Origin of the sequence: Neisseria sp. RH3002v2f (assembly GCF_014596375.1) — a bacterium.
Taxonomy (GTDB): domain Bacteria; phylum Pseudomonadota; class Gammaproteobacteria; order Burkholderiales; family Neisseriaceae; genus Neisseria; species Neisseria cinerea.
On sequence record NZ_MAYZ01000019.1, the window covers coordinates 242161 to 268848 of the forward strand.

General features: G+C 51.1%; 21 protein-coding genes. 12 read left to right on the forward strand and 9 right to left on the reverse strand.

Annotated elements, in window-relative coordinates; translation table 11 throughout:
• Positions 1-136: 136 nt before the first annotated feature.
• The 3 genes from BBW69_RS03890 to BBW69_RS03900 form a co-directional block, all read right to left on the reverse strand.
• Positions 137-3142 carry a type I restriction endonuclease subunit R gene (locus tag BBW69_RS03890; RefSeq protein ID WP_188210454.1) on the reverse strand — a complete coding sequence of 1002 codons (3006 nt, stop codon included), beginning with the start codon at positions 3140-3142 and terminating at the stop codon, positions 137-139.
• Between the two features lie 116 nt (positions 3143-3258).
• On the reverse strand, positions 3259-4569 hold the full coding sequence (locus BBW69_RS03895; protein WP_188210455.1) for a replication-associated recombination protein A: 1311 nt from the start codon (positions 4567-4569) through the stop codon (positions 3259-3261).
• A 64-nt stretch (positions 4570-4633) separates the two neighbouring features.
• On the reverse strand, positions 4634-6157 hold the full coding sequence (locus BBW69_RS03900) for a hypothetical protein (RefSeq protein ID WP_188210456.1): 1524 nt from the start codon (positions 6155-6157) through the stop codon (positions 4634-4636).
• Between the two features lie 79 nt (positions 6158-6236).
• Between BBW69_RS03900 and BBW69_RS03905 the strand changes: the two genes are divergently transcribed.
• The 4 genes from BBW69_RS03905 (at position 6237) to BBW69_RS03920 (ending at position 9902) form a co-directional block, all read left to right on the forward strand.
• Positions 6237-6614: a hypothetical protein gene (locus tag BBW69_RS03905; RefSeq protein ID WP_370628306.1), complete on the forward strand. Its 378-nt coding sequence runs from the start codon at positions 6237-6239 to the stop codon at positions 6612-6614.
• Positions 6615-6686: 72 nt separating this feature from the next.
• Complete coding sequence (thrC, locus tag BBW69_RS03910) at positions 6687-8096, forward strand: threonine synthase (RefSeq protein WP_188210457.1); 1410 nt, start codon at positions 6687-6689, stop codon at positions 8094-8096.
• Between the two features lie 46 nt (positions 8097-8142).
• Positions 8143-8937: a hypothetical protein gene (locus BBW69_RS03915; RefSeq protein ID WP_188210458.1), complete on the forward strand. Its 795-nt coding sequence runs from the start codon at positions 8143-8145 to the stop codon at positions 8935-8937.
• Between the two features lie 188 nt (positions 8938-9125).
• Positions 9126-9902, forward strand: a complete 777-nt coding sequence (locus BBW69_RS03920; protein ID WP_002213456.1) for a ferredoxin--NADP reductase — start codon at positions 9126-9128, stop codon at positions 9900-9902.
• 99 nt (positions 9903-10001) lie between these two features.
• On the opposite strand, the gene BBW69_RS03925 is transcribed toward BBW69_RS03920, so the two are convergent.
• The 6 genes from BBW69_RS03925 to gshA form a co-directional block, all read right to left on the reverse strand.
• Positions 10002-12470 (reverse strand): heavy metal translocating P-type ATPase, encoded by a 2469-nt coding sequence (locus BBW69_RS03925; RefSeq protein ID WP_188210459.1) that lies wholly within the window; start codon positions 12468-12470, stop codon positions 10002-10004.
• A complete protein-coding gene (gene hflX / locus BBW69_RS03930; RefSeq protein WP_107960548.1) occupies positions 12467-13648 on the reverse strand; it encodes a GTPase HflX in 1182 nt (393 codons plus the stop codon). Before hflX ends, BBW69_RS03925 begins: the two co-directional genes overlap by 4 nt.
• Positions 13649-13653: 5 nt before the next feature.
• Entirely contained in the window at positions 13654-14931 is a 1278-nt protein-coding gene (locus BBW69_RS03935) for a CAP domain-containing protein (protein WP_188210460.1), read from the reverse strand.
• A gap of 140 nt (positions 14932-15071) precedes the next feature.
• On the reverse strand, positions 15072-15797 hold the full coding sequence (locus tag BBW69_RS03940; RefSeq protein ID WP_003677367.1) for an epoxyqueuosine reductase QueH: 726 nt from the start codon (positions 15795-15797) through the stop codon (positions 15072-15074).
• 72 nt (positions 15798-15869) lie between these two features.
• Positions 15870-16547, reverse strand: coding sequence for a DNA repair protein RadC (gene radC / locus BBW69_RS03945; RefSeq protein WP_188210461.1), 678 nt, complete (start codon positions 16545-16547; stop codon positions 15870-15872).
• An 87-nt stretch (positions 16548-16634) separates the two neighbouring features.
• Positions 16635-17984 (reverse strand): glutamate--cysteine ligase, encoded by a 1350-nt coding sequence (gshA, locus tag BBW69_RS03950; RefSeq protein ID WP_188210462.1) that lies wholly within the window; start codon positions 17982-17984, stop codon positions 16635-16637.
• A gap of 255 nt (positions 17985-18239) precedes the next feature.
• Here gshA and leuC point away from each other — a divergent pair, with 255 nt between their 5' ends.
• The 8 genes from leuC to BBW69_RS03990 all read left to right on the forward strand — a co-directional run bounded on the left by leuC (position 18240) and on the right by BBW69_RS03990 (position 26420).
• The gene (gene leuC, locus BBW69_RS03955; protein ID WP_188210463.1) at positions 18240-19649 is read left to right on the forward strand and encodes a 3-isopropylmalate dehydratase large subunit; all 1410 of its coding nucleotides are present in this window, start codon (positions 18240-18242) and stop codon (positions 19647-19649) included.
• A gap of 124 nt (positions 19650-19773) precedes the next feature.
• The gene (locus BBW69_RS03960; protein WP_111726892.1) at positions 19774-20094 is read left to right on the forward strand and encodes a hypothetical protein; all 321 of its coding nucleotides are present in this window, start codon (positions 19774-19776) and stop codon (positions 20092-20094) included.
• Between the two features lie 103 nt (positions 20095-20197).
• Entirely contained in the window at positions 20198-20563 is a 366-nt protein-coding gene (locus BBW69_RS03965) for a VOC family protein (RefSeq protein WP_188210464.1), read from the forward strand.
• A gap of 45 nt (positions 20564-20608) precedes the next feature.
• Complete coding sequence (leuD, locus tag BBW69_RS03970; protein ID WP_003677355.1) at positions 20609-21250, forward strand: 3-isopropylmalate dehydratase small subunit; 642 nt, start codon at positions 20609-20611, stop codon at positions 21248-21250.
• Positions 21251-21314: 64 nt separating this feature from the next.
• The gene (locus tag BBW69_RS03975; protein WP_111726888.1) at positions 21315-21776 is read left to right on the forward strand and encodes a YhcH/YjgK/YiaL family protein; all 462 of its coding nucleotides are present in this window, start codon (positions 21315-21317) and stop codon (positions 21774-21776) included.
• A 91-nt stretch (positions 21777-21867) separates the two neighbouring features.
• On the forward strand, positions 21868-22938 hold the full coding sequence (gene leuB / locus BBW69_RS03980) for a 3-isopropylmalate dehydrogenase (protein ID WP_107960554.1): 1071 nt from the start codon (positions 21868-21870) through the stop codon (positions 22936-22938).
• A 335-nt stretch (positions 22939-23273) separates the two neighbouring features.
• Complete coding sequence (locus BBW69_RS03985) at positions 23274-23837, forward strand: YceI family protein (RefSeq protein ID WP_188210465.1); 564 nt, start codon at positions 23274-23276, stop codon at positions 23835-23837.
• 216 nt (positions 23838-24053) lie between these two features.
• Positions 24054-26420, forward strand: coding sequence for a TonB-dependent receptor (locus BBW69_RS03990; protein ID WP_223169933.1), 2367 nt, complete (start codon positions 24054-24056; stop codon positions 26418-26420).
• Positions 26421-26688 lie beyond the last annotated feature (268 nt).

The following is a 26688-nucleotide window of genomic DNA, read 5'->3' on the forward strand; positions in this document are numbered from 1 at the left end:
AGTAAGTTAATATTCCACCCTGCACTCACCCTTCAAAGGTCGTCTGAAAAAAACATTTCAAAATCCGACCGCACTTTTATTGTCCACTTCGAACGTATGCAATACGCCCATAAAGGCTACCTGAAAAACCACGTCCTCAAATCCGCCCGCTTTCTTTTAAGTATTCCCGCACCAACAGGCGGTTGATGGCTTGGATGTCTTGGGGTTGAACAGGGAATTTTTGCTCCGTTCTGAAGCGTTTTAATACGATGCCCTGTATTTGTTTTTCAAAGTAATTCTGGTTGTCCAAAATCTGCTCCATATCCAGCACTTTTTGGTCGGCATCGGTTTTTACACCGCTTAGCGCGTTAAAGACTTTGAGTTTGTCGCCATAGAGGGCGGGGTTTTCCATCAGCCGCTTGTGGGTGCGGGCATATTTGGCGTCGCCGCCGTATTTGTGCCGCAAGAGGTCGTTTTGTCGGTTCAGCTCTTTGATTTTGGTATAGACGGTTTGGAGTGTGGCGATGTTTGCCTGCATTTCTTCTTGCCCGACTTCGGTGAGGTTCTTTTTCTTGAAGATGCGTTCCAGCTCTTCGCGCAGGCTGATGTATTCGGGGTCTTCTTGGTCGAAGTTGCCCGCCAGCCCTTCGCGGACTTTGCGCATGATGTCTTTCAAATCGTCGGCAAGTTTGAGCTCGGCTTCGCCGATTTTGACGAACTGGAAGTAAACGTCTTCCAGCGCTTCATTGAGCAAATGGGCGGTGTCGCCTTGCTGTAATTTTTCGGCAAGGTTTAAGGTATCCAAGCGGGCGGCGGTTTCGCGGTACAGGAGATTGAGCTTGTCAAAATCCAGATGCGCGAGAAATTCATGGCTGCCTTGCAGGCGCAGGACGTTGTACAGCTCTTTGGCGGTTTGCAGGGCTTTTTTTAAGGCTAGAAGCTGTTTTTTGTCTTCTATTTGGCTAATTTGGCTGCAAAATTCTTCGGCATTTTCGGTATCGAAATCAAACAGGGCGTTTTTAATGTCTGCAATTTCCTGTTCGATTTCTTCTGCCGTTTTGAAAAGCTGGCTGTAACTTCCGATTTCGTCGCCCAATTCGTTCGAAAGTTCGTCCCAATAGGCGCGGTTGGTTTTGTCAAATTCGCGTTCAATGTCGGCAAAATCGACAACATAGCCGTAACGGTAAGATTTGTAGGTGCGGTTGACGCGGGTCAGGGTTTGTAAAAGGTTATGGGCTTTTATCAGTCTGCCCAAATAGAGCTTTTTCAGGCGCGGCGCGTCAAAACCGGTCAAAAGCATGTTGTACACAAACAGGATGTCGGTTTTACCTGCTTTGAAGTCTTTAACCCATTGGTCGCGTTCGTCTTTGGTGCCGACGTCGTGCAATATCAGCGCGGCGGTTAAATTATGGTTTGAGGCCGTCTGAAAATGCTCAAAAAGCTGGCGTGCCTGTTCTGCGCTGTCGCAAACGACCATGGCGCCGAGGCTGTCGTCTTGGTTGGTTTTTCTGAATTTGGCGAAGTCGTCCAAGATATAGTCAAGCATCGGGCGGACGAAGTGCGGATGGGCGTAGATTTCTTTGCGGTCAAAGCTGCCTTTTTCGACTTCAAGCTGCGCCAATGCAGCCTGCAATTCAGCTTTGTATTGGCTGCTGATGGCCTCGCGAATCAGGCGCAAGGTGTAGCCGTCGGCGATGGAGGCGTTGTAATAGTATTTATGGATGTAGTCGCCGAAGAGTTCGCGGGTATTGACGTTGCCTGCGGTTACGCCGATAAGCGGCGTGCCGGTCAGCCCGATTTTGACAGCGTTTATGTCGGACTGGTTGAGGTTGGCAAGAAACGAGCCTTTGGGGTTGTAGCTGCGGTGTACTTCGTCGAGAAAATAGACGCGCTGGATGGCAAGATCGTAGTCGTTACGGGCGACGACATTGGGGTCGTCTTGGAATTTTTGGATGTTAACAACGGTGATTTCCGCTTTGCCTGAGTGGTTGTGCAAAGTTTGGGCGGATTTGATGTCGGCAGCAAAGGCTTCACGGCTGTCGATGGTATGGACGACTAAATCGCGGGCGGTAAATTCGCGCTGTGCCTGTTTCAATAAATCGAGCCTGTCCACGATGAAATAGAATTTCGGCACGATGCCCTGTTTGGCGTAATAGTGAGTCAGGTAGCGGGTGTTGTAATAAGCAAGCGCGGTTTTGCCGGAGCCTTGGGTGTGCCAAATCACGCCTTTTTTGCCGCCGTTTGATAAATGTTTTTCAATGGCAAGGGTGGCGAATAGCTGCGGATAGCGCATGATGTGTTTTTGCAGCGCGCCTTGGTTACTTTTAACGTAGGTCAGCCCGTGTTGCAGGATAAAGGCGAGGCGCTCGCGGCAAAGCAGCGAAGTCAGGATGCGGTTGGTCGGCGTATCGGGCGATTTATTGCTGATAAATTCGGGGCTGTGTTTGATAACGGGCAGATTATTGTCTTGCAGAACGTTGTTTTCAAGGTCGTCTGAAAGCGTGTTCAATAACTCGGCAAGGTTTAATTTATGCTCTTCGCGGAAGTAGTTGAATACGGGCTTGCCGTAAGCAGACGAGGCGTAAAACGCGCCTTGTGCTGGTTCGGTTGCGCCGTCGTCGTATTCCATGTTGTTGGAAAAAATCATGAATTGGGTGATGTTGATAAAACGGCGGAATTTGGGATTTTTCGCACGTTTGCCCATGCGCTCCCGCTCTTCGCCGATGCCGCCTTTGTTGTTGGGCTTTTTGACTTCGATAAAGACCAAAGGCATACCGTTTACCAGCAGGGTAATGTCGGGGCGGAATTCTTCATCGCCGTTGATGCATGGCAATTCGGTTACAACATGGAAACTGTTGTTATCAAAATTTTGGAAGTCGATTAGTTTCTTACCGCCGGATTGATTGGTGAGGCGTTCGTAAAATTTTTGCCCCAAGTCTTCATTATCCAGCTCAATAGTGATGTCGGTCAGCAAACGACGTACATTGTCCGGCGACAAATCGGAATTGATGCGGCAGAGGCTTTCTATAAAGATTTCGGGGAAGATGTTGGTTGGTTTGTCCCAATTTGCGTTTTTAAGCGAGAGGTAATCGTAGCCCAACCGCATCAGGTGCAAAACGGCGGGGATTTTGACGCGGGAATTTTCGTTGTGAGTTTGGGACATAAACGTAATCAACCATAAGTATAATTATTGAAACAGATTATAACACCTGAAAAAAGCTGATACGCCTTTTCGGTGTACTGGCTTTGCCATACTGTTCTGCTTCAGACGGCATCGCTTCATTTTGTCTTTAATGCTTCTTCGTCCAGCGATTTAAGCCACGCCAGCTTTTCGCCGATTTTGATTTCCAGCCCGCGCGGGACGGGTTGGTAGAAATCGGGTTCGTCCAAGCCGTCGGGCATATAGCTTTCGCCGGCCGAGTAGGCGTTTGGTTCGTCGTGGGCGTAGCGGTATTCGCGTCCGTAGCCCAATTCCTTCATCAGCTTGGTCGGGGCATTGCGCAGGTGGATGGGCACTTCGTCGCTGGCGTTTTCTTTGACGAAGCGGCGCATTTGGTTGTATGCCTTGTAGCCCGCGTTGGATTTCGCGGCGGCGGCAAGGTACAGCACGGCTTGCGCCAGCGCGAGTTCGCCTTCGGGCGAGCCTAGGCGTTCAAAGGTGGTGGCGGCATCGTTGGCAATTTGAAAGGCGCGCGGGTCGGCAAGTCCGATGTCCTCCCACGCCATACGCACGATGCGGCGGGCGAGGTAACGCGGGTCGGTGCCGCCGTCGAGCATACGGCAAAACCAATACAGCGCGGCGTTCGGATGTGAACCGCGCACGGATTTGTGCAGGGCGGAGATTTGGTTGTAGAAACTCTCGCCACCTTTGTCGAAACGGCGGATTTGCGCGCCCAAACTGTCGGCGAGAAATTCGGCGGTTAAGGTTTTCAGACGGCATGTATCGGCGGTGCGTAACAGTTGTTCCAACAAATTCAACAATCTGCGCGCATCACCGTCGGCGGTATTCACGAGTAATTCTTGCGCATCGGCTTCAATCGTGAAAGCTTGGTATTCAGGCAAAGCCAACACTTTGGCAATCAGTTTCTTGAGGTCGTCTGAAGACAAGGATTGCAAAACATACACCTGCGCGCGGCTCAACAGCGCGGGATTGACTTCAAACGACGGATTTTCCGTCGTTGCGCCAATAAAGGTCAGCAAACCGCTTTCGACATGCGGCAAAAACGCGTCCTGCTGCGCCTTGTTGAAGCGGTGGACTTCATCGACAAACAAAATCGTCGCGCGTCCCTGCTGCAAAGCAATTTCGGCTTTATCGATTGCCTCGCGTATGTCCTTCACACCGGAAAATACGGCGGAAACAGGCAGAAACTGGGCATTGAAACTCTGCGCCAAAATCCGCGCCAACGTCGTCTTGCCCACGCCCGGCGGCCCCCACAGCAACATAGAATGCGGCTTCCCGCCTTCCACTGCCACACGCAGCGGTTTGCCTTCGCCGATTAAATGCTGCTGCCCGATAACGTCATCAAGCGTATGCGGGCGCAGGCGTTCGGCAAGCGGCGCATCGGGTTGGCGGGTGAAAAGGTCGGACATGGATGTTTCCGTGAAAGAGGGTTTTCAGACGACGTAGATTATAGCAGGTCGTCTGAAAGGAGAATTAACGTTCTTTGGGCGTAATATCAATATAATTTTCATTCAAAATTTGTAGTGATTTCCCGCTGATGACGATACATTCTGTTGCTAATTTTGCGGCTTCCTTTTTTCCTTTGTTGTTTTCAGCAGTTGGCGGGCAGAAAACTTTGGTGTCACCTAAGTTCCAAGCCATATAGCCGTATAAGGCATTGTTGCGTTGTTCAGGTTTCGAAGAACAATCAATACCTTTTTTTAATTTTTCATTTTCTGAAAGTATGGAACATTTGAATTTTTGTTTTAATTTAATCAAGTCATTTTTGTTGATGCCATTGATTTCTTGGAGGTCGTTGTTTTGTTGAAAATTATTATGTAATAAATACCATAAAGAGTTTTTAGGAATTTCCACAAATCGAACAGGATAAAGCATATGTATTGCAGAGTTATTAGAATATGAAAGCAACAGTAAAAATGACAAAAAAGAAAGAAAAACGGGAAGTGTATAAATAGATTTATTTTTTGCTTTAATGCTATTGCTTTTATTTATCTCATCTAATACAAATTTGATATTTAGGAATATAAAAAAACTTAAGCAATATAAGTACATGTATTGTGTTAATCCGTTAGGTATCCAGTCATATGCTAAGATTATGAAAATGAAAGGGTAAAAAAACATTGTAAATGATATGAAGAGCAGGATGAATAGTACAAATAAGGTGGATTTGATAGTACTTAGAAATGAAATTACGCTTTCTTTAGTATATTTGAAATCTGCTACTGAACCTAGTATAAGAATGAGCGGAATTGTCGTTATAATTATGAAGATTAAACAAGTAAAATAAAATATAGTATATAAAATTTGGAAGAAATAAATTTTAATAAATTTAATAGGCTTTAGAATTATATTTTGTTTTTTATTGTCACAATAGTTATCTGATGGCAGTTCATATTTTAAAAGTTTCGAAAAAATAGAGATATTTCCCTGTAGTAGGTAAAAAAAGCAGGGTAGTGTCAATATAATTAGAGAAAAAACATGAATTGGTAAGTTATCTTTATTCCCAAAATATTCCATGAGTATAAGTAATGTAATTAAAATCGGGAAGCTTAAGGCTAAGGTATATAAAGGTAAATGTAGTTTTTTAAGCTTCTTCCCTTTTTTTCTATATTCGCTAGATATGTGTAGCAGAAAATAAGGAGATACAAAAGGAAAAATGAAAACTATAAGAATTAGAGCAAAAATAAATAAAATAGTAGTTAAACTGGAAGAAGAAGTCATGGCATCAGGGAAGATGCTAGATTGTTCAATAAAATCTAAATATCGATGAGTTAAAAAGCTTCCAAGTATTAATCCAAGCGCAGCCAAAGCGGCAAAAAATTTACCAGCCATTTCTAAATAATTGATAATTATTGATTTTTTATTTGACTCTAAAGGCTTTATAAGCAATAGTGATCTAATTTGTTTCTGCTTATTTTTTTTAAAATGATTCATGTCTAAAATGCTCCATTTTTTAAATAAGTGCTGAATTATACCCCACTCTCTCCAATCCCCCATCTCACACCGCTTACGGTATAATACGCGTTTGTAAAGACTTTGCAGGGCGTTTCAGACGACCTTGCGGCAAGGGATGGCTATGAATATGAAAAAGATTGTTACCGTTGCTTCTATAGCGGCGTTGTTGGGCGGCTGCGCTTATGATTCTGACTCGGCGTTCGGCGGTTTGGGCGGCGGCACAGGTATGGGCGGCAGCATCGTCAAAATGGCGGTAGAAAGCCAATGCCGTGCGGAATTGAACAAACGCAGCGAATGGCGTTTGACCGCGCTGGCGATGAGTGCCGAAAAACAAGCGGAATGGGAAAACAAGATTTGCGGCTGCGCTACCGAAGAAGCACCCAACCAGCTGACCGGCAACGATGTGATGCAGATGCTGAACCAGTCCACGCGCAATCAGGCAATTACCGCCGTTACCGCCAAAACGGTTTCCGCCTGCTTCAAACGCCTGTACCGCTAATCCACCGGATTTCGGACGACTCGGACAACATACCGTCCTCCCTTTTTCCTTACCGTATAAGCAGAGAAAATCATGAAATACATCAGCACCCGCGGCGAAACCGCACACAAACCGTTCAGCGAAGTCTTACTGATGGGTCTCGCACCCGACGGCGGGCTGATGCTGCCGGAACATTATCCGCAAATCGACCGCTGCACGCTCGACCGGTGGCGCGGATTGGACTATCCCGGATTGGCGTTTGAAATCATGCGCCTGTTCGTTACGGATATTCCGGAGGACGACCTGCGCGACATCCTCGACCGTACCTACACCGAAGCAGCCTTCGGTACAAAAGAAATCACCCCCGTCCGCACGCTTTCAGACGGCATTAAGATTCAGGCCTTATCCAACGGCCCCACTTTGGCATTCAAAGACATGGCAATGCAGTTTTTAGGCAATGCGTTTGAATATGTTTTAAACAAAGAGGGCAAAAAACTCAATATCTTGGGTGCAACCAGCGGTGATACGGGTTCGGCTGCGGAATATGCCTTGCGCGGCAAAAAGGGCGTGAACGTATTTATGCTGTCGCCCGACGGCAAAATGAGCGCGTTCCAACGTGCGCAGATGTACAGCCTGCAAGACGGGAATATCCACAATATCGCCGTGAAGGGTATGTTTGACGACTGTCAGGATATTGTGAAGGCGGTGCAGAACGATGCCGCGTTCAAGGAAAAATACCACATCGGTACGGTCAATTCGATTAACTGGGGACGCATCGTCGCGCAAGTGGTTTATTACTTTGCGGGCTATTTCAAAGCGACGCAAAGCAATGACGAGCAAGTCAGCTTCTGCGTGCCAAGCGGCAACTTCGGCAACGTTTGCGCGGGACACATCGCCAAACAAATGGGCTTGCCCATCCGCCGCCTGATTGTCGCGACCAATGAAAACGATGTGTTGGACGAGTTTTTCAAAACCGGCGCATACCGCCCGCGCAACAGCGCGCATACTTATGTTACCTCCAGCCCGTCGATGGACATTTCCAAAGCGTCCAACTTCGAGCGTTTCGTTTTCGACCTGATGGATCGCGATCCTCAGGAAATCAACACGCTGTGGACGGAAGTTGCGGCAGGCAAGGGCTTTGACTTGCAGTTTGCCTTGGACAAAGTCGGCGGCAAATACGGCTTTACCTCCGGCAAATCCACCCATGCCGACCGCCTCGCCACCATCAAACAGGTTTATGAGCAAGACCAAGAACTCATCGACCCGCACACTGCCGACGGCGTAAAAGTCGCCCGCGAAGTGCGCGAAGAAGGTGAAACGGTGGTTTGTTTGGAAACTGCGTTGGCGGCGAAATTCGATGCAACCATACGCGAAGCCGTCGGCGATGTCGCCATTCCGCGCCCCGCCGCGCTGGAAGGTTTAGAAAAATTGCCGCAGCGTGTGCAAACCGTGCCGAACAGTGCGGATGCGGTAAAAGGCATCATCGAACAAACCCTTGCCTGATGTCCCGTGTGGGCGGCATTCCGTCCGAACTTAAGATTGAAAGAAAATGACTTTACCTATGCAGGAAACCCGTTTTTCCATCCTGCTGGACGAACTGGCGGCAAAACAGGAGGCCGCCATCGCCCCCCACCTGCTTGCCGACGGAACCAAGGTATGGATACGCAAAGCAGGCAGGCACAATGCACTATGGCGCTACGCGCTGCTCGGCATGGTTGCCCGGTATTTGAAGCTGGGTGTATTGAAGCCGGTCCCCAGTCTCGGAGGTGAGCCTGCCATTGCAACCGAGTCGAAACGCCTGTACGAATTGCGCTCTGCGGGGATAGCCGTTCCCGAATTGCTCGCTGTCCGGAAAAATGCCCTTATGTTCGGCAATTTGGAAGGGGTTCCGCTCGATACGCAAATCCGCAAAGAAGCCGAAGCCGGAAAGGCAGACGCTTGGCTTGCCGGTTTGGAAGCCATTGCCCATGTGCATGAAAAACGGCAGTTCCTCAGTCAGGCGTTTGCACGGAATATGATGTCGGACGGAAAAAACATCAGCTTTTTGGACTTTGAAGACGACCCTTCCGAAGTCCTGACCCACGCGCAATGCCAAGCCCGCGATTGGCTCTGCTACATTCATTCTACCGCACTAATATTGAAAAACGGCGGACTACTAGAAGCGGCAGCGGAAAAATGGGGCAGCGTACTGTCAGCGCAGCCTGCCGAAATACAGAGGCTGATTGCCGCCACCGTCAAACCGATTCTCCCAATACGTAGGCTGGAACACCCACGCTGGGGACGGGATGCGCTCAGGCTGGCAGCCTCAATTTCCCTGATTTCCCTTGCGGATATGCCGCCGTAAAGTACCGCCTATCCCGCTATGCCGTCTGAAAGCCCTTCAAACGGCATATAATCGCTGTGCATCAAGCATTGTCGCAACCATCCGTTTCGTTTAGAATTTTGACTTTATCCCGAATTGGGCAAATATTCTCATTCTGACACACGTCCCAAATAAACACTCCCCATTTCTTTTACTGACAGGAAACCCAAATGGCAGCATTCAATACCCAAAAAGTATTGTCCGTACACCACTGGACAGACGCATATTTTACCTTTACCTGCACCCGCGACGAATCGTTGCGCTTCGAAAACGGCCAGTTCGTCATGGTCGGATTGATGGTGGACGGCAAGCCGCTGATGCGCGCATACAGCGTCGCCTCCGCCAACTGGGAAGAACACCTCGAATTTTTCAGCATTAAAGTCCAAGACGGACCTCTGACCAGCCGCCTGCAACACCTCAAAGTCGGCGACGACGTGTTAATCAGCAAAAAACCGACCGGAACTCTGGTTGCCGGCGATCTGAATCCGGGCAAACACCTTTACCTGTTGAGCACCGGTACCGGCATCGCCCCTTTCTTGAGCATCACTAAAGACCCCGAAATTTACGAGCAATTTGAGAAAATCATCCTCGTACACGGCGTGCGCTACAAAAAAGATTTAGCGTACTACGACCGCTTTACCAAAGAATTGCCCGAACACGAATACCTCGGCGACTTGGTTAAAGAAAAACTGATTTACTACCCGATTGTTTCGCGTGAAGAATTCGAACACCACGGCCGCCTGACCGACCTGATGGTAAGCGGCAAACTGTTTGAAGACATCGGCCTGCCCAAAATCAATCCTCAAGACGACCGCGCCATGCTGTGCGGCAGCCCTGCGATGCTGAAAGACACCTGCAAAGTTTTGGACGATTTCGGTTTGACCGTCTCTCCGAAAACAGGCGTGCGCGGCGATTACCTGATTGAGCGCGCATTTGTGGACCAATAATCTGCTTGAAAATGCCGTCTGAAACGGCAGACAAAATCCAACCCGAATCCTGAAAGTCAGAATTCGGGTTTTTTCGGGTTTTTTTATGCTTTACGCCGGTCAGTGTTTTTCAGACGGCATGTCCACCTGCTTGTGAAGCCGCATGGCGTTGCCCAATACGACCAGAGAACTGAAGCTCATGCCCAGTGCGGCAATCCACGGTTGGACATAGCCCAAAACGGCAAGCGGTACAGCAATGATGTTGTAAGCACTCGCCCACGACAGGTTCTGACGGATAATCTGCCGCGTCCTTCCCGCCTGTGCCAGCATATGCGGTACGGTATTCAAATCTTCGTTTAGAAGGACGATATCCGCGCCGTCCCTTGCAATATCGGTTCCTCCCGCCACCGCTGCAGAAGTATCGGCCTGTGCCAAAACAGGGGCGTCGTTGATGCCGTCGCCTATCATCAACACTCTTTTCCCTTCTTTCTGCAAAGCCTTGACATATTCCAACTTGTCTTCCGGCATGGCTTGGGAACGGTAATGTCCGATACCTAAGGCGCGTGCGGTTTCTGCAACGGCGGTTTCACGGTCTCCGCTGAGCAGGTGCAGGGTCAGGTTTTGCCGCTTCAACTTGCGGACAACTTCCTCCGCCCCTTCCTTCAACGGGTCTTGAAGATAAAACACAGCTTGGAAACCGAGCTGGTTGCCGAGATAGACCGCACTGCCGCTTTCTGAAGACTGTTCATCCTGCGGAGGTTCTCCGGCGATTTTAGCGACATAAGCCGCCCTGCCCAATGCCCACACCTGCGTTTCCCCGTTGACGGTCAGTTGCGCGCCTACGCCTTCACCGACATGATTGAGGCGTTGTCCGACCCGTATGTCAGGAATCATGCCGTCTGAAACACGGTGGTTGAGGATGGCGCGGGCAAGGGGATGTTCGGACTGTTGTTCCAACGCCTGCGCCACCGCGAGAACAAAGGCTTCGTCTGTGCCGCTCAACAATGAGATACGGCTGACGGTGGGATTTCCCCGGGTCAGCGTTCCTGTTTTATCGAAGATGATGTCGGTGGTTTGAGCGAGCGTTTCCAGGGTTTGCTTACCGCTGATTAAAATGCCTTCGCGCGCCAGCGCACCGGTAGAAGCAGCCAGGGCCGTCGGCGTGGCAAGCGATAAGGCGCACGGACAGGTAATGACAAGCAGGGCGACAGTAATCCAAAGCGCGGTATGCGCATCGGCGTAAAACATCCAACCGATGAATACGGGGACGGCAAGCAGCAGCTCCCCGAAAACGAATGTCGAGGCGTATTGTTCCGCCAACTCGGCGGTGCGCGGTTTTTGCGCCAAGGCGCGGTCGAGCAAGCGGACGATATGGGACAGGCGCGTACTGCTGCCGGTACGGTCGGTGCGTATGATTAGGGGGCTTTGCGTATTGAGTGTGCCGGCGGTTACTTTTTCAGACGGCATTTTGGCGACGGGCAGGCTTTCACCCGTCAGCATGGCTTCATTGACCGCGCTGCTGCCTTCGACAACCGTACCGTCGACAGGTACGGTCTCCCCCGGTTTGACCATCACGATATCGCCCTCCTTCAATTTGACGACGGCTGCCTCGCAGGTTTCCTGCGTATCGGGGTAATCGGGCATATGATGGCAAAACGCAGGAATCAGCTTGACCAGCCTCTCGGCGGCATCGCCTGCCTTACGTCGTGCGATTTGTTCCATAAAACGTCCGCCCAGCAGGAAAAACAGCAGCATGGCGATGGATTCGAAATACATCCCCTGTCCCACATTGGTCGCAAGGCTGTAAACGCCGGCGATAAAGGTCATAATGATGGCGACGGTAATCGGCGTGTCCATACCGACCCGGCGGTTTTTCAAGTCGCGCAGCGTGCCTTGATAAAACGGAACGGCGCAGTAAAAGACAACCGGCAACACCATCAGGAAACCGCCCCAATGGAGGATTTGTAGGAAATCTTCTTCAATGTCGTTGCCGTAAAGGTAGGTCGGCAACGCGAACATCATGGTCTGCATCATACCCAAACCGGCAACGGCAAGGCGGACGATATATTGTTTCCGCTCCTTCTGATTGGCGGCCTCGATTTTCTGTGCGTCATATGGTTCGGCGGTATAACCCGTCTGCCTGATTTTCAACAAAATATCGGAAAGGCGGATTTTTTCGTTGTCCCATACGGCCCGGCAGCGCCGGGTACTGTAATTGAGATCAATGCGGATGATGCCGTCTGTACGCAAAAGCTGTTGTTCGATGAGCCAAATGCAGGCGGCACAGGTAATGCCGCCCAGCATCAGCACCGCCTCATGCGTACCGTTATGGGTTTCGACAAAATCAGACTGCACCTCGGGTAAATCATAGAGGCGGATTTGATCGAGGATTTCCTGAGGCGGCAGCTCGCTTTTCTGTGCGTCGGCGGTACGCTGTTTGTAATAGCTGTCCAAACCGGCGTCGATAATGCTTTGTGCGACCGCCTGACAACCGGCGCAGCAGGTTTCCCGGTCTTCATTTTCATAACGGACAGTCAGGTGGAGGTGTTCGGGAACATCCAGACCGCAGTGGAAACAGGTTTTTTTCATGGCGTTTCGGTTTCGTCATCGGTTGTCGGCATGGCGGCGCAATATTCGGCAACCGCATCGCGCAATGCGTTTATGCCAGTTTTTTCTTCGGCAGAAAGATAAACGGCGGCAATCCTGCCCCTGCCATCCCGCTGTATCCCCGTATTTCTGTCTTCAGACGGCAGAAGGTCGGTTTTGTTGTAAACTCTGATACACGGGATGCGGTCGGCTTTAATTTCCCTGAGGACGTTTTCTACATCTTCAATCTGCTGTTCTTTACCGGGGGCGGAGGCATCGACGACGTGCAACAGCACATCGGCTTGGGCGGTTTCCTCAAGCGTGGCGGAAAAGGCGGAAATCAGTTTGTGCGGCAGATCACTGACAAAACCCACAGTATCGGTCAGGATGATGCTGCATTCCGGATTGATATACAGCCTCCGTGCCGTAGTGTCCAGTGTTGCAAACAGCTGGTCCTGTGCATATGCGCCCGCTTTGGTCAGACAATTGAACAACGAGGATTTGCCTACATTGGTATAACCGACCAATGCGAAGGTTTTAATTCCGCCCGATTCGCGCGGTTTACGGCGGAGTGCGCGTTGTTTTTTAAGGTTGGCAAGCTGTCTTTTCAACGCATTAATCCGATGGGCAATCAATCGGCGGTCGGTTTCCAGTTTGGTTTCGCCCGGGCCTTTCATACCAATGCCGCCCCGCTGGCTCTGCAGATGGCCGTAACCCCGTATCAAGCGTCCGGCCAAATGGCTCAATTGCGCCAACTCGACTTGCAGCCTGCCTTCCTGAGTCCGTGCGCGACAGGCAAAAATCGCCAAAATCAACCCTACCCTGTCCAACACGCGGCACTTTAGCTCCTTTTCTAGGTTGCGCTCTTGCGTCGGCGTCAGTTCGTGGTTGAATACGACCAAATCGATACCGTTGGCCGCAACATCCGCCGCCAGCTCTTCAACCTTGCCCGTACCGACAAACAGCGCTGTATGCGGGCGGGCGCGTTTGGCGGTTTCCACAAGGACGGGATCGCCTCCGGCCGCTTTGACCAGCTCCACCGCTTCCACCAATGCCGTCTGAAATCCGCTCAAACGGGCGGCGCTGCTGCCCGTTCCTTCCTTATCCAACATCACGCCCACCAGCATGACGCGTTCCGGTTGCGCCTGAGTGGCACTGTTCCGTCCTGTTCTGCCTGACATAACTGTCAATCCTGTAAATAAAGGGTTACGCCGCGTTCCGGGCTGTCTTCCGGAGCAAGCCTGATGCGGCTTCCCGCCATTCCGCCGACGCTGAAGACGATGCCGCCCGCTTCGTGCCGGAGTATGGACAGGCTGTTGCCGAACTGCCGCCGGTAGGTATAACGGGTACACGCTTCCAGACACCAGCGTCCGCGCCAGTGGATGAAATATTCTTCGCCTTTCTTGACGGCAAGCGTCTCACCTCCGTTTACCTCAAAATAAGGGTAATCGGGTTTTCGGGTTCTAAACTGCCATTTCGCCTGCCCGCGCCGTCCGTTGCGGAGATAATCGAATATTGCCGTATAAAGCGTACCGTATTCCAAAGGCTTGATCGGGAAAAGCGCAAATTGGTAGGCCGTCAGCCTGCCGTTGGGGTCGTTGCCGGTGGTTAAAACTTTGACGGGACGGATTTCATTTTTACCCCGATACAGCTTGAAATTTTTCATCACAATTTTGCCTGCCGCCTCAGAAAAATCAATGCTGACAGGATTTCCCGTCATTTCATATCCCGGCATAGGGTCGGGACGCTCCCCGTAAAAATAAGGCAGCGCGTCGCTGCCGACCGGATAGGCGGTATAAAGCAATTCCGTTGCGGGCATGACTTCATCGGCATAAACGGCCGCACCGTTATGGCAGGAATTACGGTAATATTTCCGTCCTGCTTCCGGCTGCTGCATTCCCCGGGCACAGGCGCGCTCAAACCTACCGTTGCCTTGGTTGAATACGAGGACGGTTTTACCGTTTTCCCTGACAAATGCTGCTCCTGCCTCATCCGTATGCCGGTCAAGTAGCGAAAGGCGGTGATAGACGGCACTCATCAATCCGTCTACTTGGCGTTGCTGCGTACGGATATCCCCATCTCGCAATCCCGATTCCTCTTCCGTGCTGACATTTTCATGTACACCGTTGTAAAGATAACCGGCAAGGCGTGTGCGTCCGGTCAGCTTTCGGTCGGTATAATGAGGGTTTTCGACATGATATTCTCCATGTCCGTCTTCGGGATTAAGCGTGAGATAGCGTGCGTGCCTGCGGGCGGAATTTTCCAAAACCGGCGCGTGTGCCAGCTCGTGCAAACCGATTTGTGCGCGGATGAGGTTAAGGTAGTGCAACGCATCGCCCTGCCCCCTGATTTGCGGTGCAGACGGATAGACAAGTTCTCCCACAGGCAAGGATTGGTTTTGGGTATGGTAGAAAACGCCTGCTGCCGAGCCCAATAGGAGCAGCCAGATAACAAGGGATTTCATGATGTCGCCCTTTCGCCCCGGCAACGGGATATTTCATGAAAACGGCAAACTTGAAAATCACGTTTCCGTTTGCCGATTTCCATTTCCCGTACCGGCTTCCGAACCTTATGCCGTCCGAACCTTCAGACGGCATAAGGTGTTTATTTTTCCGTCTGAACCGGTACGGGTTCGTATTGCGTAGACTCGTCCCCGTAATACAACACGCCGAGTTTGATGGGGATTCTGCCCTGTGATTTGCGGTGGGCGTTGGAATCCCTCAGGGAATAGGCACAACCGCAATATTCCTGCTGGTAGAAGTTTTCACGTTTGCTGATTTCAATCATGCGCGCGCTGCCGCCGCCTTTGCGCCAGTTGAAATCCCAATACACCACATCATCGTAAGGCGCGGCGGCGCGGCGGCCGCAGTCGTTAATCTGGTTCATGTTTTTCCAACGGGAAATGCCCAGCGAGCTGGTGAAGACGGGGAACCCGTGTTCATGCGCATATTGCGCCGCCTTTTCGAAACGCATATCGAAACACATGGTGCAGCGGATGCCGCGCTCAGGTTCGAATTCCATACCTTTGGCTTTGGCAAACCATTCTTTGCGGTCGTTTTCGTAATCGTCGTCTTTGTCGATGAAGGGGATGCCGAACTTTTCCGCAAAGCGTACGTTTTCCTCTTTTCGGAGCATATACTCTTTGTGCGGATGGATATTGGGATTGTAAAAATAAATGGTGTAATCAATGCCGCTGGCCAGCATGGCTTCCATCACTTCGCCGCTGCACGGGGCGCAGCAGGAATGCAGCAAGACTTTTTTATGTCCGCCGGGCGGGACGAGTATGGGGCGGTCAATGTCGGTAACGGTAGGTTTGTTTTGTGTTTCCATTAACTTAACAATATCTGTCTAATACGGTTGAAGCGGCTATTTTATCAGAGCCGCCGCATGTAAAACAGAGTGTCAGGACATCAACCCGAGCTGCCTGAACGAGCAGACACTCCGGGAAGTTACGATGAAATGGTCAAGCAGGGAAACATCAACCAGCGACATGGCCTGTGCCAGCCGTCCGGTGAATGCGATATCCTCATGCGAAGGCTCGGCGGAACCGCCCGGGTGGTTGTGCGCGATAATCAGGCTGTCTGCATACTCGTCCAAAGCCAGTTTGACGATTTCGCGGATGTAGAGCGTATTCTCGGCAACCGTTCCGCGCGACAACTCCCTGACGGAAATCAGCTGGTTTTGGCGGTTCAGCAGCAGCGCGACGCTGACTTCGATTTTCTCGTGCCCCAAATGCAGGCGAAGATAGTCGGCCACCGTATCCGGATCGGACAGGACGATGCTCTCCTGCAATTCTTCGGCCAGTATCCTGCGTCCGATTTCCCTGACTACGGCAAACTGTGTGAAACTTGCCGTCCCCATGCCCTTGTATGCCGAAAGTTTGCCGATATCCGCACTCATCAGTTTTCCCAAGCTGCCGAACTCCTGCAACAGGTAGCGCGCCAAATCGACCGCGCTCATCCCGCGTGTTCCGACGCGCAGCAGGATTGCTAAAAGTTCGGCATCACTCAAAGCCGCCGCCCCGCGCTCCAGCAGTTTTTCCCTCGGCCTTTCTCCCTCCGGCCATTGCTTGATGCTCATCTCATCCCTGTTTAGTTGAATTTGAAATGCCGTCTGAAGCGGATTTACGTTTCAGACGGCATGTTATGGCGAAACAGTTTTACGCTTTTACGCTGCCCGTTCCAACTCGATGGACGCCGCAAGAAGCGAAAGGCGTGCCATTACGCTGTAAACGTAGAGGCGGTTGTGTTCGTTATCCACGTCGCAGTCTTTTTCAGAGCGCGGCATACCGAGCGAGTCCCATTGTTCGAATACGCGTTTGCAGGCTTCGGGCGCTTCTTGGGAATTATCGCCGTTACCGGTAGGAATGCTGTTGGACAGCGGAACAAACACCATACCGCCGGCGTTGAGGTTTTCGTCCGCGCCACGGCCTTCGTGTACGCGGAAGAAGCCGCCGATTACGAAACGGTCCATCATATACACGACGGGTTCGCACACGGCGCCGTTCATGGTTTCGTAGGTATAAATACCTTCTTGGACAATGACTTCGCTGACTTCCAAGCCTTCTTTTACCTTCGCCATTTTGTTGCGGTTTTTACGGTTCAAGCCGCGCACTTCATCGGCGGATTTGACGCTCATCACGCCCATGCCGTAAGTACCCGCGTCGGCTTTGACAATCACGAAAGGCTCATCGGTAATGCCCAATTCGTCGTATTTGGCTTGGATTTTCGCCAGCACGCGTTCTACCGCTTCTGCCAACGCATCTTCACCTTCCCGCTCTTGGAAGTCCAAACCGCCGATTTTTTCAAAATACGGGTTAATCTGCCACTCGTCGATGTCGATCAACTTGGCAAATTCGGTGGCAACTTGGTTATACGCGCCGAAATGATCTGTTTTGCGGCGCGTCGTCCAACCGCCGTGCAACGGAGGCAATACGGTTTGGCTGATGTCTTTGAGAATGTCGGGAACACCTGCGGACAAGTCGTTGTTCAACAAGACGACGCAAGGCGAGAAACCGTCTGCAAGATGGACGCGCTCGCGGGTGCGCAATAAAGGTTCCAACAGGATTTTGTCGCTCAAGGCGGTTTCAAACTCGGTCGGTTCAGTAACTTCCGGATTCAAGCTGCCCAAGCGCACTTCATACCCTGCCGAGCGCAAAATCTCGCTGAGGGCGTAAACGTTTTGCAGGTAAAACGTATTGCGCGTGTGGTTTTCAGGAATAATCAATACGGATTTTGCCGTTTCGCAAGCACGCTGCACCGCATCTTGCGCAGCAACCGCCGCCAGCGGGATAAAGTTGGGATTCAAATTATTGAAGCCGCCCGGAAACAGGTTCATATCGATAGACGAAATTTTGTAACCGGCATTGCGGATGTCGACCGAACCGTAAAACGGCGGACGGTGCACATTCCACTGCGAACGGAACCATGCTTCAATTTTTGCGTGGTTACACAGGATTTTCGCTTCAAATGCCTGCAGTTGAGCCAAATGCTCGGACGATATAACCGGTAATTTCATCTTTCCTCTGCCTGACGTGGTTTTAACAAGGTACAAATAATAATGCCTTTAAAAGAATCCCGACAAGTATTCTTTCATATCAAATCATTCTTTGAATATAACCGTTCTTTTAAATAGACAATATGTCTAATTTTTATCTACAGATTGTTTTCAATTTTCCATTTTTTCAAAAATTAGACAAATTTTGTTGCATGACATGTAAAATCCGTCTAGAATTTTCATCTTACATTACTACCCACACAAAAGAACAACACCATGACAGCACAAACCCTTTACGATAAACTTTGGAACAGCCACATCGTCCGCGAAGAAGAAGACGGCACTGTCCTGCTTTACATTGACCGCCACCTGGTTCACGAAGTAACCAGCCCGCAAGCATTTGAAGGCTTGAAAATGGCCGGCCGCAAACTCTGGCGTATCGACAGCGTAGTCTCCACAGCCGACCACAACACCCCGACCGGCGACTGGGGCAAAGGTATCCAAGACCCGATTTCCAAACTGCAAGTCGATACTTTGGATACAAACATTAAAGAGTTTGGCGCACTCGCCTACTTCCCGTTTATGGATAAAGGCCAAGGCATCGTACACGTTATGGGCCCGGAACAAGGTGCTACCCTGCCCGGCATGACCGTTGTCTGCGGCGACTCGCACACTTCTACCCACGGTGCGTTCGGTGCGTTGGCACACGGCATCGGCACTTCCGAAGTCGAGCACACCATGGCGACCCAATGTATTACCGCGAAAAAATCCAAATCCATGCTGATTGCCGTTGAAGGCCGTCTGAAACCGGGCGTTACCGCCAAAGACGTCGCCCTCTACATCATCGGAAAAATCGGCACAGCAGGCGGTACGGGCTACGCCATCGAGTTCGGCGGCGAAGCCATCCGCAGCCTTTCTATGGAAGGCCGCATGACCTTGTGCAATATGGCGATCGAAGCCGGTGCACGCTCAGGCATGGTTGCCGTCGACCAAATCACCATCGACTATGTAAAAGGCAAACCTTTCGCACCTAAAGGCGAAGCGTGGGACAAAGCCGTCGAGTACTGGCGCACGCTGGTTTCCGACGAAGGCGCGGTATTCGATAAAGAATACCACTTCAAAGCCGAAGACATCGAGCCTCAAGTCACTTGGGGCACTTCGCCTGAAATGGTTTTGGACATCAGTGGCAAAGTGCCTAATCCTGCCGAAGAAGCCGATCCGGTTAAACGCAGCGGCATGGAACGCGCCCTTGAATACATGGGTTTGGAAGCCGGTACGCCATTAAACGAAATCCCTGTCGATATCGTCTTTATCGGCTCTTGCACCAACAGCCGTATCGAAGATTTGCGCGAAGCCGCCGCCATCGCCAAAGGCCGCAAAAAAGCGGACAATGTACAACGCGTATTGATTGTCCCTGGCTCCGGTTTGGTTAAAGAGCAGGCAGAAAAAGAAGGCTTGCACGAAGTATTTATCGAAGCCGGTTTTGAATGGCGCGAACCGGGCTGCTCTATGTGCCTCGCCATGAATGCCGACCGCCTGACCCCGGGACAACGTTGCGCCTCCACTTCCAACCGTAACTTTGAAGGCCGTCAAGGCAACGGCGGACGCACCCACCTCGTCAGCCCCGCTATGGCAGCCGCCGCCGCAGTGACCGGCTGCTTTACCGACATCCGCACTATGGCTTAAAGTATTTTCAGACGGCCTTTATTCATCAGACCGTCTGAAACAACACCTTACACAAGTAAATTTTCCTATTGCGAAAAACGTCCGAAAAACTTCTCAATCATTGATAACTTGAAAGGAAACTAGTATGAAAAAACTGTTTGCATTGGCTGCCGCAGCCCTCATCCTGTCGGCTTGTTCCAGCACTTGGTCAGGCGCAAAAAAGGATGCCAACCGCAATTGGGACAAAACCAAAGAAACTGCCGAGCGCGTAGCCGACAAAACCAAAGAAACTGCCGAGCGCGTAGCCGATAAAACCAAAGAAACCGCCGAGCGCGTAGCCGATAAAACCAAAGAAACCGCCGAACACGTTGCCGACAAAACCGGCGAAGCCGTTAAAAAAGGCGGCAATGCAATAGGTCGCGGCATGAGCCATGTTGGCAGCAAAATCGAAGCCGCTACCGAATAATTCGGTAAATCAGGCCGTCTGAAGCTCCTGACCCCGTTTCAGACGGCCTGATACCTGATTACTTGTTCAGACATTTTCACGATTCCAAGCAAAGGGAGAAACAATGGGTAATCCGTCAAGCTGGTTTGGTATTCACGCTCATGATTTGGATCGCGCCAAAGCCTTTTACGAATCCGTATTCGGCAAGCCCCTGCAAGACGTTGGCGGCAACGGATTCCGTTTCATCATTTTTCCAGCCGATTACACCCAACACGGTACGGCCGGCATGATTTGGCACGACAGCAACGCCCAGCCCGGCCACGGCGGTACAACCATTTTCTTTAATTGCCCGGATTGTGCCGAAACAACAGAAAAAGCCGTTGCAGCAGGCGGCAAACTGTTACAAGAGAAATTCCGCATTGCCAACGGCTTTGCAGCCTTTATCGAAGATACAGAAGGCAACCGAATTGGTTTGCACAGCACACGCTAACCCGAATAGCCATAAAATTTCCCATTATTACTATAAGAATCTGACATGAAAGCCTTTACCAAAATTACCGCCATCGTTGCCCCGCTCGACCGCAGCAACGTCGACACCGATGCCATCATCCCCAAACAATTTCTGAAATCCATCAAACGCAGCGGCTTCGGCCCCAATGCCTTTGATGAATGGCGTTACCTCGACCACGGCGAACCTGGCATGGACAACAGCAAACGCCCGTTAAATCCGGATTTCTCCCTGAACCAGCCACGCTATCAAGGCGCACAAATCCTGTTGACGCGTAAAAACTTCGGTTGCGGCTCTTCACGCGAACACGCCCCTTGGGCATTGGACGACTACGGCTTCCGCGCCGTCATCGCCCCCAGCTTCGCCGACATCTTCTTCAACAACTGCTACAAAAACGGCCTTTTGCCTATCGTTTTGACAGAAGAACAGGTTGACCAGCTTTTCAAAGAAGTTGAAGCTAACGAAGGCTATCAGCTCTCCATCGACCTTGCCGAGCAAACCCTGACCACCCCTAGCGGCGAAACATTCACATTCGACATTACCGAACACCGCAAACACTGCCTCTTAAACGGCTTGGACGAAATCGGCCTGACCCTGCAACATGCTGACGAAATTCATGCCTTTGAAGAAAAACGCCGCCAAAGCCAGCCTTGGCTGTTTAACGGTTGATATACAAAAGGCCGTCTGAAAAATTTAAGTGTTTCAGACGGTCTTTAATCTACAAAAATATACCATGATTACCGACACCATAAGCAATGCCACCCGCTACGCCGCGCTGCATCCCGACTTTGCCGAAGCCTTCCATCTGTTGCAGACCTTGGATTTTGCCAAACTGCCCGACGGCCAAGTACCGTACGAGAATCCCAATATCCGTATTTTTATCGGCAGCGAGCCGATGAGGACGCAACGAGAAGCCCAGCCTGAAGCGCACTTAAAACACATTGATATTCAAACGCCGATTGACGGCAGCGAAACGTATGGCTGGATAGACAGAGGCCGTCTGAAAAACGGTTTGGGCTACAACGAAAAGCGCGATATCGAGTTTTTCGACTGCGAGCCGGAAACCTGGTTAACCTTGGAGCCAGGCGAATTTGCGCTATTTTTCCCGAATGATGCGCATGCCCCATTGGTCGGCGACAGGGCGAACATACGCAAAGCCGTTTTTAAAATCCGTATCGAAACAGAGCGTCTATAACGACATCTTAGTATCGCATCCGACCTCTAAACCTGCCCGAACCTTTTTCAGACGGCATCCCCACTCTTTATTGACAAAAAAAGGAAAAACAATGACCAAACATATCGCTATCTTGCGCGGCGACGGCATCGGCCCTGAGATCATCGCCGAAACCGTCCGCGTACTCGACAAACTTATCGCCCAAGGCTTGGACGCCGGCTACGAATACGCCCCATTGGGAGGCGAAGCCTACGACGAATACGGCCATCCTTATCCAGAATTCACGCAAAACCTTTGCCGTAAAGCCGATGCCGTCCTGCTTGGTGCAGTCGGTTCTCCGCAATACGACAATCTCGACCGTCCATTGCGTCCTGAGCGCGGCTTGTTGGCCATCCGTAAAGACTTGAATCTTTTTGCCAATTTGCGCCCCGCTATCCTCTATCCCGAGCTAGCCAACGCCTCCACGCTCAAGCCTGAAATCGTTGCCGGTTTGGATATTTTGATTGTGCGCGAACTCACCGGCGATATTTATTTCGGCGAACCGCGCGGCATCCGCGTTCTGGAAAACGGCGAACGCGAAGGCTACAACACCATGAAATACAGCGAAAGCGAAATCCGCCGCATCGCCCACGTCGCCTTCCAATCCGCCCAAAAACGCAGCAAGAAAGTCTGCTCCGTAGGCAAAGCCAACGTTTTGGAAACCACCGAACTCTGGCGCGAAATCTTTGAAGAAATCGGCAAAGAATACCCTGATGTCGAGCTTTCCCATATGTACGTCGACAACGCCGCCATGCAGCTCGTGCGCGCGCCCAAACAATTCGACGTGATTGCCACCGGCAACATCTTCGGCGATATCCTCTCCGACGAAGCCTCCATGCTGACCGGCTCCATCGGTATGCTGCCTTCTGCTTCTTTGGACGAAAACGGCAAAGGCCTGTACGAACCGTCACACGGCTCCGCCCCCGACATCGCCGGACAAAACAAAGCCAACCCGCTGGCCACCATCCTCTCGCTTGCCATGCTGCTTCGTTACAGCCTGAACGATGAAGCGCGCGCGCAACAAGTCGAAAACGCCGTCCAAAAAGTGCTGCAACAAGGCTTGCGCACCGGCGATATTTACGAAGAAGGCACAAAACTCGTTTCCTGCTCCGAAATGGGCGATGCGGTACTCGCCGCCTTGTAAAAGGCCGTCTGAAACCCAAAGCGCGGACTACTCCGCGCTTTTTTCATTAGGGCTGTCGACATTTAATTTTCCCGGTGGATTTTTGTTTACAAAGCGGAAGATTCAAGGCGTAAACCGTAACAAGGTCGGATACCCGGTGAGGATTTCCAACGCAGAAGATGTCGCTTTAGGGATAACGATTGAATATCGACAGCTCCCAGTATTGCCCTTCTCAGGTTTCAGATGACCCCATCATCAAATCCAGGTAAATCCACCGTTCGTCCTTAAGAAATGATATGCATTCTTTCCTATGTTAAGATAAGCATCTTTACAGCCTCACACAAAGGAAAAGAATCATGAAAAAAATCATCATCGCCGCACTCGCAGCAGCAACCATCGGTACTGCCTCCGCCGCCTCCTACAAAGTGGACGAATATCACGCCAACGCCCGTTTCTCCATCGACCATTTCAACACCAGCACCAACGTCGGCGGTTTTTACGGTCTGACCGGTTCCGTTGAGTTCGACCAAGCAAAACGCGGCGGTAAAATCGACATCACCATCCCCGTTGCCAACCTGCAAAGCGGTTCGCAACACTTTACCGACCACCTGAAATCAGCCGACATCTTCGATGCCGCCCAATATCCGAACATCCGCTTCGTTTCCACCAAATTCAACTTTAACGGCAAAAAACTTGTTTCCGTTGACGGCAACCTGACCATGCACGGCAAAAACGCCCCCGTCAAACTCAAAGCCGAAAAATTCAACTGCTACCAAAGCCCGATGTTGAAAACCGAAGTTTGCGGCGGCGACTTCAGCACCACCATCGACCGCACCAAATGGGGCATGGACTACCTCGTTAACGTTGGGATGACCAAAAGCGTCCGCATCGACATCCAAATCGAGGCAGCCAAACAATAAATCTTGATACGAGTCAATAAAAATGCCGTCTGAAATATTTCAGACGGCATTTTTATTTTCATCATAACAAATTTGCTATATCATAAAAAGGCTAATTATTATTAATTATGTGGAATGAACTTTATGACTACTCCGTTTAAGCTAAATACGCATCGTCTTTTTAATCTCAACATCATCCTGCTATCTCTGCTTTCCGCATCATGCTACGCAGAAGACATGACATCTGCCGAGTTGCCGCAAGTCAACGTTAACGCACACAAAGACAAAAGCAGCCGCGACCTGCAGGCTAAGGACGTTTTAGGCGACGGCGACGTGCTGACCGCCCATGATTTGAAAACCAAACGCGCCGTCTCACTCGGTCAGACTTTGGAAAAAGTCGGCGGCGTACAAAACGCCGGTTTCGGCCCCAACACCGGTCTGCCTCAAATCCGCAGCTTGAGCGGTTCGCGCGTCTATATCAGCGAAAACGGCATGGGTGTGTCCGATATGGCCGCAATCAGCGGCAACCTGCCGACCATGGTCAACCCGTTTTTAGCAGATAAAATTACGGTTTTGAAATCCTCAGCGGCAGTCCTGTACGGCGGCAATGCCATCGGCGGCGCGGTTGATGTCGATACCGGCATCATCCCGCATAAACTGCCGGAACAAGACTTCGGAGGTAAAATCGAATTGAGCGGCGGCTACAACACCCCGCACAACGAAGCCTTCCGTTTCGACGGCAAGACCGGTAATTTCGCATGGCATCTTGATGCTTCCAACAGCCAAATTTCAGGCTACCGCATCCCCGGCTCAAGCAAGCCCGATTTGTGCTACGACCCGGCGAACCGCCTCAACTCGCGCCTGATGTGGTCTTGCCAGATTACCCCCGTTATTACTGAAGAATTGAACCCGGGCTATTACCGATATGTCCACAAAGGGGGCAGAGCATGGCTGAATGAGTTGGAGAAGAAATACGGCGAACACCTCGATGATTCAGAAATGTACAAGTTGAACAAACCTACATGGGGCAATTCTGCAGATTGGATTGACAATCCCCTTTACGACGGTTCGAAAGAGTTCCGTAAAACCACTGTCCACGCCATGCGCGACGATACGCCCGTCCGCGGAGGCCGCCTGGGCAACAGCAGCTTGAAAAACCGCAGCGTTTCATTCGGCGGCAGCTATATCGGCGAGAGAGGCCATATCGGTGCCGCCGTCAGCCGTAGCCTGTACCGTTCTGGTATTCCCGGTTTCTCCTATTACAATATCGACGGCAACGGCAACCGCAAACTTGCCGCCGAACCCGCATCCGTCTATTCTCAGCAAACACGCTGGCTTGTGGACGCACTTTACCGTCCGCAATCCTCTTGGGTGGACAACGTCAGCTTCCTGACCTCATACACCGATACGCCGAATACCGAACTCTTGGGCTCAACCAAGGTTAACAGCCTCGACAGCCGTACCCTCCAAAACCGTATCGAACTGAACCACCACTTCTCCTCCCTGTTTAACGGTAGCATAGGGGCCGACTACAAACGCCGCCATACCGAATCTTCGGGCTTGAACGGCAAACGTACTGGCAACTATTCCTACCTGCCCGATACAAACAGTCGTGAATACGGCATATTTGTCTTGGAAAACCTCAAATACCGCAACTATGAAGCCTCGCTTGGTTGGCGTTATGGCAATGTCCGCCACGGCCTTGACTTGGACAGCTACAAAACAGCCCGTAATACCGATTCCCAAAAAGGGCTTGAGAAACGAAGCAGCCTCAAATACAGCCTCAACAGCTTTCATGCGTCAACCGGTTGGAAACCCCTTCCGTTTTGGAAAATAAATGCCCGTTACAGCCGCTCCCAACGCGCGCCGGAAATTAACGAACTCTATGCAGGCGGCAGCCATTATGCGCAACTTGCTTCGGAAAATTATTCTTCCGATTCCGTCTTACGTCCGGAAACTGCCAGAACATGGGAATTCGGCAACGAGTTCGAGTGGAACGGCGGCAAACTCCGCGCCAACTATTACCAAACCCGATTCAACGACTACATTTATCTGTCTGACGTTGCACATGACGGCGGCAACCACCTGCCGACCAAATACTGGCGTGCGGCAGATACCCGCATCCAAGGTTTGGAAATCGAGCTGACCCAACTTTTCGACCTGAAACAATACGGACAACTCGAACTGCGCCTGTTTGCCGACAGGGTCCGCAATCATGCCGACGACAAAGACAGTAGGAATGCGGACTCAAACCGCCTGCGCAATGACGGCTACTATATGCCCAACCTGCCTGTTTCCCGCTACGGGCTGGGTGCAAGCTGGAACAAAGGAGCATGGCAAATCGGCAGCAGCCTGACCCGCTACGCCGCCGCCAAACACACCGGAAACATGGCTGCGGCATACAAAGAACCCTCACTCGGCTCCTACGCCCTGCTCGATGCCTATATCAGCCATACGCAAAAACACGGCAGATACAGCACAGAATGGTTCTTGGACGGTCGAAACCTGACCAACCGTACCGCGCGCGCGCAAAACTCCATACTCAAATACATTGCGCCGCTGCCCGGACGTTCCATCCGCGCCGGTGTGAAAATTTCGCTGTAAATTGAAATAACGCGCTAAACCAAATGCCGTCTGAAATATTTTCAGACGGCATTTTTATATCGGCATGAAGAGATTTATCAACCGTAAGCCGATATTGCCCGACCCAATCATCCCCTTACCGCCCTGATACTGTGAAGTATAGTGGATTAAATTTAAATCAGGACAAGGCGACGAAGCCGCAGACAGTACAAATAGTACGGCAAGGCGAGGCAACGCCGTACTGGTTTAAATTTAATCCACTATACAACCCGCCACGCTATGTTTCAGC

Excerpts from the sequence above, each read along its gene's own strand:
- BBW69_RS03890 (WP_188210454.1), bottom strand. The coding sequence starts at position 3,142 with ATGTCCCAAACTCACAACGAAAATTCCCGCGTCAAAATCCCCGCCGTT.
- BBW69_RS03895 (WP_188210455.1), bottom strand. The coding sequence starts at position 4,569 with ATGTCCGACCTTTTCACCCGCCAACCCGATGCGCCGCTTGCCGAACGC.
- BBW69_RS03900 (WP_188210456.1), bottom strand. The coding sequence starts at position 6,157 with ATGGGGGATTGGAGAGAGTGGGGTATAATTCAGCACTTATTTAAAAAA.
- BBW69_RS03905 (WP_370628306.1), top strand. The coding sequence starts at position 6,237 with ATGAATATGAAAAAGATTGTTACCGTTGCTTCTATAGCGGCGTTGTTG.
- thrC (WP_188210457.1), top strand. The coding sequence starts at position 6,687 with ATGAAATACATCAGCACCCGCGGCGAAACCGCACACAAACCGTTCAGC.
- BBW69_RS03915 (WP_188210458.1), top strand. The coding sequence starts at position 8,143 with ATGACTTTACCTATGCAGGAAACCCGTTTTTCCATCCTGCTGGACGAA.
- BBW69_RS03920 (WP_002213456.1), top strand. The coding sequence starts at position 9,126 with ATGGCAGCATTCAATACCCAAAAAGTATTGTCCGTACACCACTGGACA.
- BBW69_RS03925 (WP_188210459.1), bottom strand. The coding sequence starts at position 12,470 with ATGAAAAAAACCTGTTTCCACTGCGGTCTGGATGTTCCCGAACACCTC.
- hflX (WP_107960548.1), bottom strand. The coding sequence starts at position 13,648 with ATGTCAGGCAGAACAGGACGGAACAGTGCCACTCAGGCGCAACCGGAA.
- BBW69_RS03935 (WP_188210460.1), bottom strand. The coding sequence starts at position 14,931 with ATGAAATCCCTTGTTATCTGGCTGCTCCTATTGGGCTCGGCAGCAGGC.
- BBW69_RS03940 (WP_003677367.1), bottom strand. The coding sequence starts at position 15,797 with ATGGAAACACAAAACAAACCTACCGTTACCGACATTGACCGCCCCATA.
- radC (WP_188210461.1), bottom strand. The coding sequence starts at position 16,547 with ATGAGCATCAAGCAATGGCCGGAGGGAGAAAGGCCGAGGGAAAAACTG.
- gshA (WP_188210462.1), bottom strand. The coding sequence starts at position 17,984 with ATGAAATTACCGGTTATATCGTCCGAGCATTTGGCTCAACTGCAGGCA.
- leuC (WP_188210463.1), top strand. The coding sequence starts at position 18,240 with ATGACAGCACAAACCCTTTACGATAAACTTTGGAACAGCCACATCGTC.
- BBW69_RS03960 (WP_111726892.1), top strand. The coding sequence starts at position 19,774 with ATGAAAAAACTGTTTGCATTGGCTGCCGCAGCCCTCATCCTGTCGGCT.
- BBW69_RS03965 (WP_188210464.1), top strand. The coding sequence starts at position 20,198 with ATGGGTAATCCGTCAAGCTGGTTTGGTATTCACGCTCATGATTTGGAT.
- leuD (WP_003677355.1), top strand. The coding sequence starts at position 20,609 with ATGAAAGCCTTTACCAAAATTACCGCCATCGTTGCCCCGCTCGACCGC.
- BBW69_RS03975 (WP_111726888.1), top strand. The coding sequence starts at position 21,315 with ATGATTACCGACACCATAAGCAATGCCACCCGCTACGCCGCGCTGCAT.
- leuB (WP_107960554.1), top strand. The coding sequence starts at position 21,868 with ATGACCAAACATATCGCTATCTTGCGCGGCGACGGCATCGGCCCTGAG.
- BBW69_RS03985 (WP_188210465.1), top strand. The coding sequence starts at position 23,274 with ATGAAAAAAATCATCATCGCCGCACTCGCAGCAGCAACCATCGGTACT.
- BBW69_RS03990 (WP_223169933.1), top strand. The coding sequence starts at position 24,054 with ATGACATCTGCCGAGTTGCCGCAAGTCAACGTTAACGCACACAAAGAC.